Source organism: Streptomyces sp. NPDC048718 (assembly GCF_043198875.1).
In the GTDB taxonomy this organism is placed as follows: Bacteria; Actinomycetota; Actinomycetes; order Streptomycetales; family Streptomycetaceae; genus Streptomyces.
The window spans coordinates 123763-139691 of record NZ_JBICVG010000003.1 but is presented as its reverse complement, the minus strand read 5'-3'; the positions used below and the strand labels follow the sequence as shown (position 1 = coordinate 139691).

Sequence of the window (15929 nt, the reverse complement as noted above, 5' to 3'; positions counted from 1 at the left end):
CCGACCGGCACCGCCCGAGCACTACCGCTGCTCGGGGACGGCCGGCTCCGATCTCGGCCGCCCAGCCCGACCTCCCGAGCACGGCCAGGCCCGCCCCTGACCGTCCAAGTCCCGGCCGGCACAGTCCCAACCTGCCCGTTCACGGCGAGCCCCGTTCATGGCGAGCCCCGGTCTCGGCCGCCCATCCCTGGCCGGCCCAGTCCCGCCGCCCGACCACGGCCCGCTCCGATCTCGACCGCCTGGCCCCAGATCCCCCGGCCAGCCGACTGCCCGACCATGGCCAGCCCCGTCCCGACCACCCAGCCCCGGCCGACCCAGCCCCAGCTGTCCGGTCCGGGTCAGGGCGCTACCCCGGGCGCCCCAGGGCCCGGCTCCCCCGTCTCGGCCCCGGCACCGGGGCGCCTACCGGTGCCGATGGCCTGGGTGCTCCCTCCGCTAGTTCTCCCAGATCTTGAAGGCCCTCACCTGATAGGGCGTCTGGGGCGTCCACGTGCCCTTCCCCGGGTAGGTCTCGAACTCGCCCGTCTCCGCGCACTCGGCGGACTGATACGCGGTGACCGGCCGGCCCGTCCGGTTGGCCAGCGACTGGGCGCTCATCCCCGCCGGCAGGGCCGTACAGCTGTCGATGTCGACCGCCGACAGCTCGTAGGTCTGGGCGCGGCCCTTGAACTCGGCCTTCGGCCACAGGCAGAGCTGACCCGGTCCACAGACGCCGAGCTGGCCGCCCGCCCGTGTCACCGCCGGAGCAGCCCCCGCCAGAGCCCGCGCCGGTGCCGAGGCCGAGGCCTGTGTCGCCGCCGAGGCCGAGGGAACGGCCGCGGCTCCGGCCGCCGGCATCGCGAGCAGCAGGCCTGCCGTCAGCGCCCCGACGACCGGCAGCGCCCTGGCCCTGCCCGGCCTGCGGATGGTGCTCGACTTGTCGGCCTCGTACCCCCTGTGCGCCCTGTGCGCACCGTGCACCTTGTCCGGCTCGTACACCTCGTACACCCCGTGCCCCCCATTCGACTTGTTCGACCTGTTCGACGAGTGCGTCTCGTTCGGCCCGTTCGGCCGCTTCCGCTCCGACCTCTCCAGCCTCTGCGGCCACAGCTCCGCCGTGCCCGCCGCCGCCTCCGCGGCCTTCTTCGTCATCGCATACATGCAGGTGAACCCCCGTATCGTCACTCTCTGTAATCAGAGAATGCCTCACGGGATCCACCAAGGGAAGAGGGGCCGCCCCCATTCACACGAATGGATGACGACCCCTCAGAAGAGCCTCGAAGCGCCCGGCCTGGCCGGTGCTAGATGTGGGCCGCGCCCGCGCCCGCCTCCGCGTTCTCACCGCGCTTGGTGAGCACGGCGACCAGCGCCGCGACGACGGCCACGCCGCCTGCGACGGTGAAGGCGAGCCCCATGCCGTCCATGAAGGTCTCGTGGATGACCTTGCCGATGGTGGCGAACAGGTCGGGCGTCATGCCCGGCGCCTTGGCCAGCTCCGGCGGCACGATGCCGAACTCGGCGGCCTGCTCCAGGCGCGGGTCCGCCGGCACCGGGATGCCCGCGGCCTTCCAGTTCACCGGGAAGGCGTCGGCCACCTTGGACGACATGACCGCGCCGAGCACCGCCGTGCCGAGCGCGCCGCCGACCTGCATCGCGGCCTGCTGCAGACCGCCGGCCACACCGGACAGCTCCAGCGGGGCGTTGCCGACGATGACCTCGGTGGCGCCGACCATGACCGGGGCGAGGCCCAGGCCGAGGAGGGCGAACCAGAGGGACATCGGGAGCGTGTCGGTCGTCGGGGTGAGCGTCAGCATGCCGAACATCGCGGCGGCCGTGCACACCATGCCGCCGACCAGCGGCACCCGCGGACCGAACTTGGTGATCAGAGCGCCCGCCAGCGGCGAGGAGACGATCATCATGCCGGTCAGCGGCAGCAGGCGCAGACCCGCGTCGACCGGGCCGAGGCCCTTGACGCCCTGCAGGTAGAAGGTCACGAAGAACAGGCCGCCCATGAAGGCGAAGGCCATGAGCACCATGAGCACCACGCCGGCCGACAGCGGCACGGAGCGGAACATCTGCAGCGGGATCAGCGGTTCCTTGACCTTGGTCTCCCACAGCGCGAAGACCACGAAGAGCACGAGGGCCGCGACCAGGCAGCCCCAGGTCTTGCCGCCGCCCCAGCCCCACGAGTCACCGGCCTTGATGATGCCCCAGATCAGGGAGCCCATCGCGGCGGAGAGCAGCAGGATGCCGAGGAGGTCGAAGGAGCGCGGGGCGTTCTCGGCGCGGTGGTCCTTGAGGATCAGCAGGCCGAGGATGAGCGCGACGACGCCGACCGGCACGTTGACGAAGAAGACGGACTGCCAGCTGACGTTCTCGACGAGCAGACCGCCGACGATCGGGCCGCCGGCGGTGGAGGCGCCGATGACCATGCCCCAGATGCCGATGGCCATGTTCAGCTTCTCGGCGGGGAAGGTGGCGCGCAGCAGGCCGAGCGCGGCCGGCATGAGCAGGGCTCCGAAGACGCCCTGGAGGACGCGGAAGGTGATCACGAGCCCGATCGAGCCGGAGAAGCCGATCGCGGCGGAGGCGGCGGCGAAGCCGGCGATGCCTATGAGGAACGTCTGGCGGTGGCCGAAGCGGTCGCCGAGCTTGCCGGCGGTGACGAGGGCGATGGCGAGGGCCAGCAGGTAGCCGTTGGTGATCCACTGGACGTCGGAGAGCGAGGCTCCGAGGTCCTTTTGGATGGCGGGGTTGGCGATGGCCACGATGGTGCCGTCGAGGGCGACCATCATCACGCCGACGGCGACGGAGAACAGGGTCAGCCAGGGGTGGCCGCGCAGTCCCTTCCCCGGCGCCGAGACGGCTGCCGGGTCACCCCCCTGGCCCTGCGGGACCTTGTCCATGGTGATCTGACTAGTCATACGAAGCAGGCTAGTGTCAGCGACTGACAATTGACAAAGCATTTCATGCGCCGGTAACTGTCATGTAGCTCACAGCGGCGCCGACCTGGAACGACGCGCGGACTCCGTACCGTGGAGACCTTGCCGACGACGCCGCCGGACGACCGTCGCCGCCGGCGACACCGGCCACCTCACCGCTCCACCCGAAGACTTGACGGACGAAAGGCTCCGTACGTGACAACCTCTGTCCCTGCCCCCGGCCTGCGCGAGCGCAAGAAGCAGCGCACCCGCGACGCGCTGGTGCGGGTGGCACTGGAGCTGTTCGCCACCCAGGGATACGAGCGGACCACGGTCGACGAGATCGCCGACGCCGTCGACGTCTCCCAGCGGACCTTCTTCCGCTACTTCGCCACCAAGGAGGACGTCGCCTTCGCCGCCCAGCGGATGGTGGAGGACAGCTTCGTCCGCGCCCTGTCCGAACGTCCCGCCGAGGAAGGCCCGTTCGACGCGATGCGCAACGCGACCCTCCAGGTCTGGCGGACGGTCGGGGAAGCCATCGAGGAGATGGTGTCCGTCGAGCTGTACTTGCGCAACTTCCGGCTCGTCGAGTCGACGCCGACCCTCCTCGCCGCGCATCTGCGCCGCTCCACGGAGCTGGAGGAGCGGCTCGCCCGGCTGATCGCCGAGCGCGAGGGCCTGGACGTGGACGAGGACCCGCGGCCCCGGATCGCCGTCGCCGCGTTCGGTTCGGTGATGCGGGTGACCACCCGGCTCTGGGGCCGCGGCGACGATCCCTCCCTCCACACCCTCTGCGCGCTCACCGAGCGGTACCTGGACCACCTCGGCCCGGCACTCGAACCTCGATGGCGCCACTGACGCTGACGCCAACGCCGACACCGACGACGACAGGGGCACCGGCGAGGGCAGGGCCACCGACGACCGAACCGCCGACCGAACCACCGACCGAACCGGCAGCCGGTACGACCGGTACGGCCGCGGCGGCCGCGACGGCCCCCTCACCGCACGAAGCCGGTACGGGTGTGACGGCCCCCTCACCGCACGAAGCCGGTACGGGCGTGACGACCCCCTCACCGTACGGAGCCGAAGTGCCCCCGAGAGCCCCGGACATCCCGTCCCCGCGCACGTGATCTCACCCACCGTCACCGCTCCCGCCCCTCCCCCGCGCTACGGGTCACCTGCCGCACGGGCCGTCGGGGAAGCCCCCTAGGGTGACCCCCAATGCCTTCCTTCGACTCCTCGCCCACCCTCTCCGTGTGGCGGATGCTCCTCGCGCTGGCCGTGGTCCTCGTCCTCCTCGCGACGACCGGATGGACCACGATCCGGCCCCAGCACACTCCCAAGGACGCTCGCGCCCAGGAACTCGTCGACTGGGCGCACGACCGGATCGGGTGGCGCGCGCTTCCCGATCCGGCGGCGCCGGCCCGGACGATCGCGGCGTTCTTCGCCTCCCTGCGGCCTGCCGAGCGGGTCCGGCTCGCCGAGGCCCACCCCCTCGTCGTGGGCAACCTCGACGGCGTCCCCGTCCCCTTGCGCTACCGCGCCAACCGGATATCCCTGGCCCGTGCGCTGGCCGCCGAGCGGCCCCGCGCCGAGGACCCCCGGCTCACCCCGGACGGCCACCACGAGGCGCGGCGGCGGGCCGACCGGTTCGCCTCCCTGCTGCGGCCCGGCCGGCAGATCCTCGCCTTCGACCCGAGCGGTTCGGGGCGGACGGCGGAGGTACTGGGCGATCTGGAACACGCCCGGCGGGTGTCGGTGATCGTGCCCGGGGTCGACACCAACCTCCTCACCTTCCAGAAGACCTCGCGCCGTTACTCGGCTCCCGCCGGAATGGCCGACTCGCTGTACGCCGCCGAACGGGGCACCGATCCCGGGGTCCGTACCGCCGTCATCGCCTGGGCCGACTACACGGCGCCGGTCGGCGTCGGCATCGACGCGGCCATGGGGCGGCTCGCCGAGGACGGCGCGGTGCGGCTCGTGGGTCTCGCCTCCGCGCTGCCCGGCGACGCGCGCGTGGTGCTCTTCTGCCACAGCTACGGCTCCGTGCTGTGCGGGGTCGCCGCGCCCCGGCTGCCCGCGCGCGTCACCGATGTCGTGGTGGCCGGCAGTCCCGGGATGCGTGCCGACCGGGCGGTCGATCTGGAGACCGGGGCCCGGGTGTGGGCGATGCGCGACGCCGACGACTGGATCGCGGACGTGCCGCACCTGGAGCTGGGCGGGGTCGGGCACGGCACCGATCCGGTGGCGCCGGAGTTCGGGGCGCGACTGCTGTCGGCGGCGGGCGCGAATGGGCACGCCGGGTACTTCGAGCCGGGCACCCGGAGCCTCGCGAACTTCGCCGCGCTCGGGGTCGGCGCGTTTCGTTCGCTGGCCTGCGCGGGCGCCGACAGCGCTTGTCTCCGCGGAATTTTCGGCCCGGCGCCGGTCCGACGCGCGTAGATCACGGCGGATTTACGGTCCTTACGGAGGGGCGACGTCGGGGCATAGGCCGCATACGATGAGGCGTATGGGTGATGTGCTGGCCGGAATTCATGCCACCTGGGAGTTCGAGAGCGACGCAGTCGTCATCCGCTTCGAACGGGGGATTCGTACACCGAAGCTCTTCCAGGCGCTGCGCGAGCGGCGGATCCCGCACGAGGCACTGGCGTCCGTGACGCTCACGCCGGGGGTGCGGGGGACCGTCGTGCTGCACGCCGTGCCGAGAGCCGGTGCCGATCCGCTGATGGAGGCGGCCGCGGGACAGCTGAAGGACGGGAACGACCCGTACCGCCTCGTGCTGCCCGCCGACCGGGAGACCCTCGCCGAGTACTACCAGGGCGAGCTGCTCTCCGCCCTCGCGCCGCGGGACGCCGAACGGCCCGCCGACGGCTTCCTGGTCCAGGCGCCGCAGGGACCGCAGTCGTTCAAGGCGTACGACGGGAAGGCGAGCTTCGACGGGGTGTCGGAGGTGGCGTTCCGCTGGTCGTGGTCGGGGGCGTCGTCGGAGAAGTGGAAGGCGGGCGACCAGACCTTCCAGGCGCGCGATCTGTGCGGCGTGGTGTGGCGTTCGCCGGAGCTGTTCGAGGGCTATCTGCGGCTGCTGCCCCGGGGCCGGGAGCAGGACCACGCGCCGGGCGGTGGTTCCGGTGGCGGGATGGACGGGGGTACGGTCCTGCCGGACCACGACCCGGCCGCGCTGCTCTTCGGCGGCGGGCGCGGGCCGGTGCACCAGTCGCTGCCGTTCGCGGCGGCCGTCCTCGCGGCGATCCGGGGCGGCGGCGCGGGCGCGCGGGTGCCGGTCCCGGTGCGGGCGGCGACGCGGGCTAGCGATCCCGCCGGTGTTGCTGAAAGGATTCGGCATCTGAGCGAACTGCACCGGGCGGGACTCGTCACGGACGAGGAATTCAGCGTGAAGAAGGCGGAACTGCTCGCCGAGCTGTGACCGGGGCGAAAGGGGTGGGCCGGGCGTTCCGGGCGAGTCGCCGGACCGGGCACTCGGGACAAGTCGCCGAGATCCCGCCCTCTCCCGTACCCCGGTATGACCGGACGGCCCATCCCCGGGTACGACGCCCGGACTCCGGCCCGCTGCCTACCCTGAGCGGGCCATGAAGGATGACACGGAAGTCCCCGAAGTCCCGGCCCCGCGACGGGCGGAGCCCCCGGATCCCGCACGAGCTCCGGACACCGCGCGAACTCCGGACACCGCGCAAGCACCGGGTCCCGCCCGCACGCCGGACCCCGCGGATCCACCGGACGCCGCCCGGCCCAAGGGTCCCCGGCCGGAGAGTCCCTGGCCCAAGGGTCCACGGCCGGGCAGTCCCCGGCCGAAGGACGGCGACGCCACCGCCGACACACTCGCCGACGCCGACGACGCCGAAAACCCAGCGGCCTCGTCCGCGACCACGTCCGCGCGCGACGCCGGACGCGCGATCGGCCGCATGGTCGGACGTGCCGCCGGCCGAGGTGCCGCCCGTGGTGCCTCGGCCGTACGCGGGGCCGGCCGGGCCGCCGGACGCCAGGCCCTCATGGCGCTCGCGTCCCCGTCGGCCGACAGGGAGCCGCTGCTCGCCCGCGCCGCCTCCCCCTGGGCGCGCCGGCTGCCGTACGCGGTCGCCTTCCTCCTGGTCTCCGTACTGCTGCCCGTCACCATCCCCGTCCTCATCAACCAGTACGGACTGAACGGCGCCGTCGCCGGACTCGTCGGCACCGCCCAGACCGCGCCGCTGCTGCTCGCCGTGACCCGGCCGCTCCAGGCCTGGTGGGTGATCTTCGCGGCGGACGTGGTCGGCGGCTTCGCCCTGCTGATCCCCGGCCCGCCCGAGGGCATGCCCTGGCCGTGGACCCCGATGGTGGTGATCGGCTACCTCGGCCTGATGGTGGCGCTCGGCGCGCGCGAGTCGCGGGGCACCCTGCTCGCGGTGTGGCTGGCGACGGGGGCCGCCGGGGCGGTGTTCGCGCTCGTCTCGCCCGGCCGGGTGGACGGCGTCCCCATCGTCCTGTTCGTGCTCAGCGGCCTTCTGCTGCTGCTGACCGCGACCCTGCGCGGGCGCGGCGAGGCGGAACGCCGGCTGGTCGAGCAGGAGACGATCAGCGAGGCGGAACGGGCCCGCCGTACCCTCCTGGAGGAACGTGCCCGGATCGCCCGCGAGTTGCACGACGTGGTCGCCCACCACATGTCGGTGATCACCGTGCAGGCCGACTCCGCCCCGTACCGGATCCCGGACCTGCCGGAGCCGGCCCGCGAGGAGTTCGCGTCGATCGCGGCCGGGGCACGCGAGTCGCTGTCCGAGATGCGACGGCTGCTGGCATTGCTGCGCAGCGAGGGCACGGAGGGCGACCGGGCTCCGCAGCCGGGCCTGGACCGAGTGACTCAGCTGGTCGAGGCGACGGTACGGGCCGGGGTGCCGGCCTCGTTGTCGCTCGCGGCCGGGATGGGCGCGCTGCCGCAGGCGGTGGAGCTGTCGGCGTACCGGATCGTGCAGGAGGCGCTGTCCAATGTGGTCCGGCACGCGCCGGGCGCGGACACCCGGGTGTCCGTACGCGTCGACGACGAGGGCCTGTTGAACGTCCTGATCGTCAACGGTCCGCCCGCGCGCGACGGTTCGCCGGTCGAGCGCGGTGAAGGCACCGGGCACGGGCTCGTCGGAATGCGCGAGCGCGTACGGTTGACGAACGGCACACTCGACACCGGGCCGCTGCCGGACGGGGGGTTCCGGGTCGCCGCCCGGCTGCCGACCCGTGCGGACGACCTGCCCGGCACGGACGGCACGACCGGCCCGACCGATCCAGCCGCCCCCATCGCCCCGACCACCACCACCACCACCGCCACCGCCACCGCCGAATCAGCCACCACCACTACCACCGAGGCACCGTTCCGCAGCTGACGAACGGCCGCCCGGCCGACGACAGTTGAGGATCCCCGTGCCCGAGACCATTCGCGTGATCATCGTCGACGACCAGGCCATGGTGCGGGCCGGGTTCGCCGCCCTGCTCGCCGCGCAGCCCGACATCGACGTGGTGGGTGAGGCACCGGACGGCCGGCGGGGGGTGGAGGTGGCACGCACCACGCACCCGGACGTCGTGCTCATGGACGTACGGATGCCGGAACTCGACGGGCTGTCGGCGGCCCGCGAGGTCCTGAACCCGCCGCCCGGGGTGACGCACCGCCCGAAGGTGCTCATGCTGACCACCTTCGACGTGGACGACTACGTATACGAGGCGCTGCGCGCCGGGGCGTCCGGGTTCCTCCTCAAGGACGCGCCGCCGGCCGATCTCATCGCGGCCGTACGGATCGTGGCGGCCGGCGAGGCGCTGCTCGCGCCGTCCGTGACCCGGCGGCTGATCGCCGACTTCGCCGCGTCCCGGCCCGCGCCGCGCTCCGACCGGGTCGCGCTGCGGCTCAACGGGCTGACCCCGCGCGAGACCGAGGTCCTCGAACTGATCGCCCGGGGCCTGTCGAACCAGGAGATCGCCGCACGGCTGGTCCTGGCCGAGCAGACCGTGAAGACGCACATCGGACGGGTACTGGCCAAGCTCGATCTGCGCGACCGCGCACAGGCGGTGATGTTCGCGTACGAGTCGGGCCTGGTGACGCCCGGCACCAGGTAGCACCAGGCAGCAGCCGGTGGGCGCGCCGGGGCGGGGTGTTCCCCCGGGGGTTATCCCCACCCCCGGCCTGCGGGCCGCCGCTCCTCCGCCCCCACCCCTGGTATGGCTTCACGGTTGGCGCCCCGGGGTGACGTACCGCTCCCCGTCCGCTTCCTACCTTCCTCTCGCCGACACCGAGGAAGACAGGAACGGAAGGGGAGGCCCCCATGCGCCGCTTCACCAGGACCCTGGTCGCCGCCGCACTCACCGCCACCATCGTGGCCGGGACGGCGGGCTGGGCATCGGGCGACTCCCAGCGGCCGGTGACCGGTTCACCGGCCGGGACGGCGGCCTGGGTCGCCGAGGGCCTGCCGGACCCCGCTCACATGACGCCGCGCCGTCTCGCCTCGTACATCGACGGGTTGGGCGAGCGGGAGCGCCGGCGCCTGCTGCGCGAGCACCCCGGCGTCCTCGGCAACCTCGACGGCGCCCCGCCCGCCCTGCGCTACGCCGCCAACGCCCGTACGGCACAGGGGCGGTTCGGGGCCGGGGCGCAGGTGCTCGCGTACGACCCCCGGGGGCGCGGCCAGGCCGTACTCGTCCTGGGCGACTTGGCGAAGGCCGCGCACGTGGCGGTGATCGTGCCCGGCTCCGACACCGACGCGGACCACCTCGGCCCGCTGCTCGCCAAGGCCCGCGCGCTGTACGAGGCGACCGGCGGCGCGGTGACGAACGGCGCGGCAGCCGGCGGCGAGAAGGCGGGTGGCAAGAGGACGGGTGACAGGCCAGGCGGCGAGACCGCCGTCGTCGCCTGGGCCGGCTACACCACTCCCGTCGGCGTCGGCCTCGACGCGGCCACCGGGAAGCTGGCGGAGGCGGGCGCGGCCCGGCTCGTCCGCTTCGCCGAGGGGCTGCGGGCCGTGGGCGCCGCCGAACCGGCGCTGTTCTGCCACAGTTACGGCTCGGTCGTGTGCGGTCTCGCCGCGCGCGGCGTCCGGGCCACGGACCTGGTCGCGATCGCCTCCCCCGGGATGCGCGCCGACGACGCGGCCGGCCTCGGCACCGACGCGCGGGTGTGGGCGGCGAAGGACCCGGACGACTGGATCGACCGGGTACCGAACGTCGAGTTCGCCGGGCTCGGGCACGGCGCCGATCCGGCCTCCCCCGCCTTCGGGGCCCACCCCGTCCCCGCCGCCGACGCCCACGGCCACGACGGCTACTTCGCCCCCGGCACCTCCTCGCTGCGCGCCTTCGCCGCGATCGCCGAGGGGGCGGCCCGATGAACGCGCCCGCGAACACCGCCCGTACGGCCCCCGACGCGGCTGCCCGTACCACCGCCCGCGCGACCGCGGGCACGACCGCCCCTGCGCCCGCCCGCACCACCACCCGCACCACGGCGGGCACCACCACCCGCGCCGCCACCGCCTCCACCACCGGTGCCGTCGCCCGTGCCGCCGCCCTCATCGAGGCCCGTACCCCCGCCCACCGCGACCGGGCGATCGACGGCCTGCGCGCCCTCGCGCTGCTCGCCGTGCCCACCGGGCACTGGCTGCTCGGCGGGTTCACCCGGTCCGCCGCCGACGGCGCGATCCACAACGCGAGTCCGCTGACGGCGTTCGGCGCTCTGGCGCCGGTCAGTTGGGTCCTTCAGATGCTGGGGATCTTCTTCCTGGTCGGCGGCTACGCCTCCGCGCTCTCCTACCGCCGCCACCGGGCCGGCCAGGGCACCACCCGCGCCTGGCTGTCGGGGCGGATCGCCCGCCTGGGCCGGCCGGTGCTCGGCGTGACGGCCGTGTGGGCGGTGCTGCTGCCGGCGCTGCGCTGCGGCTTCGATGTCCCCGTCGCCACCCTGCGGACGGCGTCCACGCTCGTCGTCCAACCCCTGTGGTTCGTGGGCGTGTACGTGGTGGTCACCGCGCTCACCCCGTACTGCGTACGCGCCGCCCGCCGCCTCGGCGTGTGGGCGGCGGCCCCGCTGCTCGGTTCGGTCGCCGTCGTCGACTTCCTGCGCTACGGGCCGTACGCGGACGCCGTGCCGTCCTGGGTCGGCGCGCTCACCATCCTGCCGGGCTGGCTCTTCGCGTATCAGCTCGGCGTGTCCTGGGGCGAGGGCCGGCTCACCCAGCGGCACGCGTGGGGGCTGCTGGCCGGCGGGGCCGCGCTGTTCGCCGTGCTGCTGCTGTGGTGCGACTACCCGGCGTCGATGGTGGGCGTGCCAGGCGCGGCCCGTACCAACTCGCATCCGCCGTCGCTGCTCGTCCTCGCCCTCGCCGCCACGCAGAGCGGCGCGGCGATCCTGCTGCGCGAACGGCTGGGCGCGCTGCTGCGGCGGCCTCTGCTGTGGGCGCCGGTCGTCGTGATCAACCTGTCCGCGATGACGATCCTGTGCTGGCACCAGACGGCGATGCTGGCGGCCGCGATCCCCGCCTCGTACGGGGGCGAGCTCGGCGGGCTGGTCGGCGCGCCGGACTCGGCCGGCTGGATCCTGGCGCGGCTGGCGTGGATGCCGGTGTTCGCCCTGCTGCTGACTTTGATCGGGCGGTACGCGCGAACCTTCGAGTCCCCCTGGGACCGCACCGGCCCGGCCCGCCGCACCCTCGCGGGCCTGCTCGCGGCGGGGTTCGCGGTGTTCGCGCTGGGCCTGGCGTGAGGGAGCGGGGCGGGGCCGGGACCCGCTCGGGAGGAGCGGGGCGGGCGCGGACCGCGGGGGCCGGGCCCTGGCCTTCGTCCTGGGCGGCCTGACCTCGGCGACCGCGCTGGGGCTGCCGCTGGGCACGCTCATCGGCCGCGCCGACTGGCACGTCACCCTGTGGGCCGTCGCCGGAACCGGGCTGCTGGCGGCCGTCGGCATCGCCCTCGGACTCCCCCGGGTGTCGCTGCCCGCCGCCTCGCCGGCCGACCGGCCGCGCCCCCTCGCGCGGGGCCGCGTCCTGGCCCAACTGGCGGTGACGTCACTCGCCTTCCTGGGCACGTACACCGTCTACACGTACATCGCCCCGGTGGTAGGGGACGCCACCGGCGGCTCCACGAGCCTGCTGACCCTGGTCCTGCTGGCCTGGGGCCTCGGCACCCTGGCCGGGAACATCGCCGCCGGCCGGCTGGCCGACCGGTTCGCGCCCCACCGGGTCCTCACCGGCGCGCTCGGCCTCGGCGTACTCACCCTCGCCCTGACCCCACTGGCCACCCGCACCCTCGCGACCGCCCTGGTCCGGGCCGTGCTCTGGGGACTCGGCGGCGGCGCCGTCATCGTCCCCCAGCAACACCGGCTCGTCGCCCTCGGCCCCGCCCCCGCGCCCGTTCTGCTCGGCCTCAACTCCTCCGCGCTCTACGTCGGAGTCGCCCTCGGCGGCGGCCTCGGCGGCCTGCTCCAGACGCGGGGCGGGCCGGAACCGGCCGTACTGGGGCCGGTGGCGGCCACCGTCACCGCCGGCGCGCTCCTCTGGCACCTGCGCACCGCGCGCCGTGGCGCCGTACGGCCGGACGACCCGACGCCGGCGCCGGGACCGGGACCGGGACCGGCGCCGATCCCGTCCGACCCCGCCAAAGCCAAGGCCTGAGGGCCGGGGCCCGAAGCCCGAAGGCGGACGTCCGAAAGCGGACGCCCGAAGCCGGACGTCCGCTGGGACGTGACAGGGGCTGACAGGTCCCGGCGGGCCTTCCGGCCCCTCAGAACCCCCGGCCCCGGCCCTGCTCTCTCACTTCTCCCGGCTCACGGACGTGAAGCTCATGTCCGGGTAACGGTCGCCCGCCACCTGGCCGGCGATCGGCTCCAGGGCGGCCAGCTCGTCGGCGGTGAGCGTGACGCGGGTGGCCGCCGCGTTCTCCAGGAGGCGGGTCCGCTTGCGGGTGCCCGGGATCGGGACGACGGTCAGGCCGTGGACGGCGGCACGCTGCTGCACCCAGGCGAGGGCGATCTGCGCCGGGGTCGCGCCGTGCGCGGCGGCGATCTTCCGGACGGGCTCCAGAAGGGCGGCGTTGCGCTCCGCGTTCTCGCCGCTGAAGCGCGGCTGGTTGCGGCGGAAGTCGTTCGCCGTCAGGTCCTTCGACGCGTCGGCGAAGGCGCCGGTGAGGAAGCCCCGGCCGAGCGGCGAGTACGGCACGAAGGTCACGCCCAGCTCGGCCGCGGCGCCGACCGCGCTGCGCTCGACGTCCCGGGAGAACAGCGACCACTCCGACTGCAGCGCGGTGATCGGGTGCACGGCGTACGCCTCGCGCAGCTCGGCTCCGGTCACCTCGCTCAGCCCGAGGTGGCGGACCTTGCCCTCCTTGACGAGTTCGGCCATCGCGCCGACGGACTCCGCCAGCGGGACGGAGGGGTCGCGGCGGTGCATGTAGTAGAGGTCGATGGTCTCGACGCCGAGTCGGCGCAGGCTGGCCTCGGCGGCCTGGCGGATGTACGCCGGGTCGTTGCGGATGCCCCGGGACGCGGGGTCGTCGGCGCGCCGCTCGATGGCGAACTTGGTCGCCAGGACGATCTCGTCGCGGTGCGCGGCGACGAACGGGGCGAGGAACTCCTCGTTGGCGCCCGATCCGTAGATGTCCGCCGTGTCGATGAGGGTGACACCCGCCTCCAGTGCCGCTTCGAGGGTGTCGCGGGCGGAGGTCTCGTCGGTGTCGCCGTAGAACTCGCTGATGCCCATCGCGCCGAAGCCCTGGACACCCGCCTCGGGGCCATCCGGGCCGCCGAGGCGCACGGTGTCGATCCTGCCGGTGAAGTCGGTGGTGCTCATGAAGCCGGGCCTCCGAAGATGCTCTGGTAGTGATCGATCTTGAGGTCGAGCATGGCGAGTGCGTCCTGGAGCTCGGCGATCCGTTCCACGACGTCGTCGCGGGTGCCCTGGAGGATCGCCTTGCGTTCGGCGTGGGTGTGGTCGCCCTCCCGGATCAGCTCCGCGTAGCGGACCATGTCGGCGACGGCCATTCCGGTCGTGCGCAGCTTGCCGACGAAGGCGAGCCAGTCCAGGTCGCGCCGGGTGAAGCGGCGCTGGCCGGTGTGCGAGCGGTCCACGTGCGGCATCAGGCCGATCCGCTCGTACCAGCGCAGGGTGTGGGCGGTGAGGCCGGTGAGGGCCGCCACCTCGCTGATGGTGAACCGCCGCGCCGGATCGGGCGGGGACGGCAGGGGCACCGGTACCGGTGCCGGCATCGCCGCCGGTAAGGCCGCCGCGCCCGTCCCCGTCGCCACTGCCGTACCCGCCCCTGCCGCTGCCGTCCCCGTCGCTGTCGCCACCGCCGTCGCCGGTGCCCGGCGCACGCCGGTGCCCGCGACGGTGTTCGCACTCGTGCTCTCGACCACGCTCATGACCACCACGCTAAAGAATTAGAGTCCGCTCTAAGCAAGTAGGCTCGGCCGCATGCAGAGCCTGGCGCAGATCGAGAACTGGCCCGTCCCCACCGCGGCCGCCGCGGTCGTCCGCGCGGACGGCACCCTCGCCGGATCCCACGGCCCCACCGGGCGGCGCTTCGCGCTCGCCTCGGTGACGAAGCCGCTGGCGGCGTACGCGGTGCTGGTCGCGTACGAGGAGGGGGCGATCGACCTGGACGAGCCCGCCGGGCCCGAGGGCGCGACGGTACGGCATCTGCTGGCCCACACCTCCGGGCTCGCGTTCGACGAAAACCGGGCGACGGCCGCGCCGGGCACCCGCCGGATCTACTCCAACGCCGGGTTCGAGGTGCTCGGCGACCATGTCGCCAAGGCCACCGAGATCCCCTTCGCCGAGTATCTGCGCCAGGCGGTCCTGGAGCCGCTCGGCATGACGGACACCACCCTGGACGGCTCGCCCGCCAAGGACGGCGTGTCGACCGTCGACGACCTGGCGCGGTTCGCCGCCGAGGTGCAGGCGCCGCGGCTGCTGGACGCGCGGACCGTGCTGGACGCGATGACCGTCGCCTTCCCGGGCCTGACGGGCATCCTGCCGGGGTACGGCCATCAGCGGCCCAACGACTGGGGTCTCGGCTTCGAGATCCGCGGCGGAAAGTCGCCGCACTGGACGGGCGCCGGGTCCTCGCCGCGCACCTTCGGGCACTTCGGTCAGGCGGGTACGTTCCTGTGGATCGACCCCGACGCGGGCGCGGCGTGTGTGGCCCTCGCCGACCGGGCCTTCGGGCCGTGGGCGATCGAGGCGTGGCCGCCGTTCACGGACGCGGTCCTGGCCGAACTGCGCGCGTAGGGGCCGCCGTTACGGCTCCGCGGCGGTTCTCCGTCTCGCCGGCGAACTTGCCGGCGAGACGGGCGAACGGGAAGAGCGGGCCGTCCGGACACGCGCCGCCGGGCGGGGTGCACAGAGCGGGGTCGGGGCCGGCACGACGGCCCCGACCGGCGGCGCGAGCCGGGAGAGCGGCCCGCCCGGGCGTCACTTCTTGTTCTTGGACCCGGCCTTGGACCCGACCACCACACCGTGCGCGGTGTCCACCCGGCCTCCGCCGCTCACCAGACCGGCGATTTTCTTCTCCTTGACCTTCGTCTTGAGAACCGCCTGCCCTTCCCCGGCCACGGGCACGGCTTTCACGCCCTTCGCCGGGCGCGCTATCGCGGTGATTCGGCCGGTCGCGACGTCATGGACGACATGCGCTTTCACCTTCGCCATCGTGTCTCACACCCTTAGGGATTCTCGCACTCACAGCGTCTCGACCATCGCGAGCAAATGAACGTCGCAGGTGTTGAAGGGGGCGTTGTTCTGGATGTAGACCTTGTAGGCCTTCGTGCCGTCCACATGCTCGAACGACTCGCCCTGGGTGAGCGTCGCATGCCCCACCGGATACAGAACGCCCGGACCCGTACCAGGGAACACCACTATGCTGAAGACCACGGCGTCGTTGGCCCCGAACCCATGAATGAACCACGGGTAGGACCCGTTCGCGGCGATGGTGACCCAGCCGATGTCGTATACGGCCATGGCTCCTCCACTCTTCAGGAGCAGCCGCCGTGAATCCTCGCGTTCCTTCTGCCGGAGCAAGGTC

Annotated in this window: 14 protein-coding genes and 1 pseudogene; 9 read left to right on the top strand and 6 right to left on the bottom strand. The window is 73.6% G+C overall.

Annotated elements, in window-relative coordinates:
• Positions 1 to 435: 435 nt before the first annotated feature.
• Positions 436 to 837 (bottom strand): peptidase inhibitor family I36 protein, encoded by a 402-nt coding sequence (locus tag ACGFRB_RS06265; RefSeq protein ID WP_393240553.1) that lies wholly within the window; start codon positions 835 to 837, stop codon positions 436 to 438.
• Positions 838 to 1280: 443 nt separating this feature from the next.
• A complete protein-coding gene (locus ACGFRB_RS06260) occupies positions 1281 to 2903 on the bottom strand; it encodes an MFS transporter (RefSeq protein ID WP_393239735.1) in 1623 nt (540 codons plus the stop codon).
• 213 nt (positions 2904 to 3116) lie between these two features.
• On the opposite strand from ACGFRB_RS06260, the gene ACGFRB_RS06255 reads away from it, so the two are divergent.
• From ACGFRB_RS06255 to ACGFRB_RS06220, 8 genes and pseudogenes are all read left to right on the top strand, one after another.
• Positions 3117 to 3758 carry a TetR/AcrR family transcriptional regulator gene (locus tag ACGFRB_RS06255; protein ID WP_393239732.1) on the top strand — a complete coding sequence of 214 codons (642 nt, stop codon included), beginning with the start codon at positions 3117 to 3119 and terminating at the stop codon, positions 3756 to 3758.
• Positions 3759 to 4121: 363 nt separating this feature from the next.
• Positions 4122 to 5342: an alpha/beta hydrolase gene (locus tag ACGFRB_RS06250; RefSeq protein WP_393239729.1), complete on the top strand. Its 1221-nt coding sequence runs from the start codon at positions 4122 to 4124 to the stop codon at positions 5340 to 5342.
• A 67-nt stretch (positions 5343 to 5409) separates the two neighbouring features.
• Entirely contained in the window at positions 5410 to 6324 is a 915-nt protein-coding gene (locus tag ACGFRB_RS06245) for a DUF4429 domain-containing protein (protein WP_393239726.1), read from the top strand.
• 496 nt (positions 6325 to 6820) lie between these two features.
• Positions 6821 to 8266 (top strand): sensor histidine kinase, encoded by a 1446-nt coding sequence (locus tag ACGFRB_RS06240; RefSeq protein WP_393239723.1) that lies wholly within the window; start codon positions 6821 to 6823, stop codon positions 8264 to 8266.
• 79 nt (positions 8267 to 8345) lie between these two features.
• Entirely contained in the window at positions 8346 to 8990 is a 645-nt protein-coding gene (locus tag ACGFRB_RS06235) for a response regulator (protein ID WP_393240550.1), read from the top strand.
• 206 nt (positions 8991 to 9196) lie between these two features.
• Positions 9197 to 10252 carry an alpha/beta hydrolase gene (locus tag ACGFRB_RS06230; RefSeq protein WP_393239720.1) on the top strand — a complete coding sequence of 352 codons (1056 nt, stop codon included), beginning with the start codon at positions 9197 to 9199 and terminating at the stop codon, positions 10250 to 10252.
• Positions 10249 to 11619, top strand: coding sequence for an acyltransferase (locus ACGFRB_RS06225; protein ID WP_393239717.1), 1371 nt, complete (start codon positions 10249 to 10251; stop codon positions 11617 to 11619). Before ACGFRB_RS06230 ends, ACGFRB_RS06225 begins: the two co-directional genes overlap by 4 nt.
• A 64-nt stretch (positions 11620 to 11683) precedes the next feature.
• A pseudogene (locus tag ACGFRB_RS06220) lies at positions 11684 to 12526 on the top strand (MFS transporter); the annotation flags it as partial.
• 138 nt (positions 12527 to 12664) lie between these two features.
• Here the strand turns inward: ACGFRB_RS06220 and ACGFRB_RS06215 are convergent.
• Positions 12665 to 13699: an aldo/keto reductase gene (locus tag ACGFRB_RS06215; protein ID WP_363005309.1), complete on the bottom strand. Its 1035-nt coding sequence runs from the start codon at positions 13697 to 13699 to the stop codon at positions 12665 to 12667.
• Positions 13696 to 14115 (bottom strand): MerR family transcriptional regulator, encoded by a 420-nt coding sequence (locus tag ACGFRB_RS06210; RefSeq protein WP_363005370.1) that lies wholly within the window; start codon positions 14113 to 14115, stop codon positions 13696 to 13698. The genes ACGFRB_RS06215 and ACGFRB_RS06210 overlap by 4 nt, the downstream gene beginning before the upstream one ends.
• A gap of 208 nt (positions 14116 to 14323) precedes the next feature.
• Here ACGFRB_RS06210 and ACGFRB_RS06205 point away from each other — a divergent pair, with 208 nt between their 5' ends.
• Entirely contained in the window at positions 14324 to 15139 is an 816-nt protein-coding gene (locus ACGFRB_RS06205; protein WP_363005311.1) for a serine hydrolase domain-containing protein, read from the top strand.
• Positions 15140 to 15322: 183 nt separating this feature from the next.
• Here the strand turns inward: ACGFRB_RS06205 and ACGFRB_RS06200 are convergent, their stop codons facing one another.
• Positions 15323 to 15556 carry a hypothetical protein gene (locus tag ACGFRB_RS06200; RefSeq protein ID WP_393239714.1) on the bottom strand — a complete coding sequence of 78 codons (234 nt, stop codon included), beginning with the start codon at positions 15554 to 15556 and terminating at the stop codon, positions 15323 to 15325.
• 30 nt (positions 15557 to 15586) lie between these two features.
• The gene (locus ACGFRB_RS06195) at positions 15587 to 15865 is read right to left on the bottom strand and encodes a hypothetical protein (protein WP_363005315.1); all 279 of its coding nucleotides are present in this window, start codon (positions 15863 to 15865) and stop codon (positions 15587 to 15589) included.
• Positions 15866 to 15929: the final 64 nt, after the last annotated feature.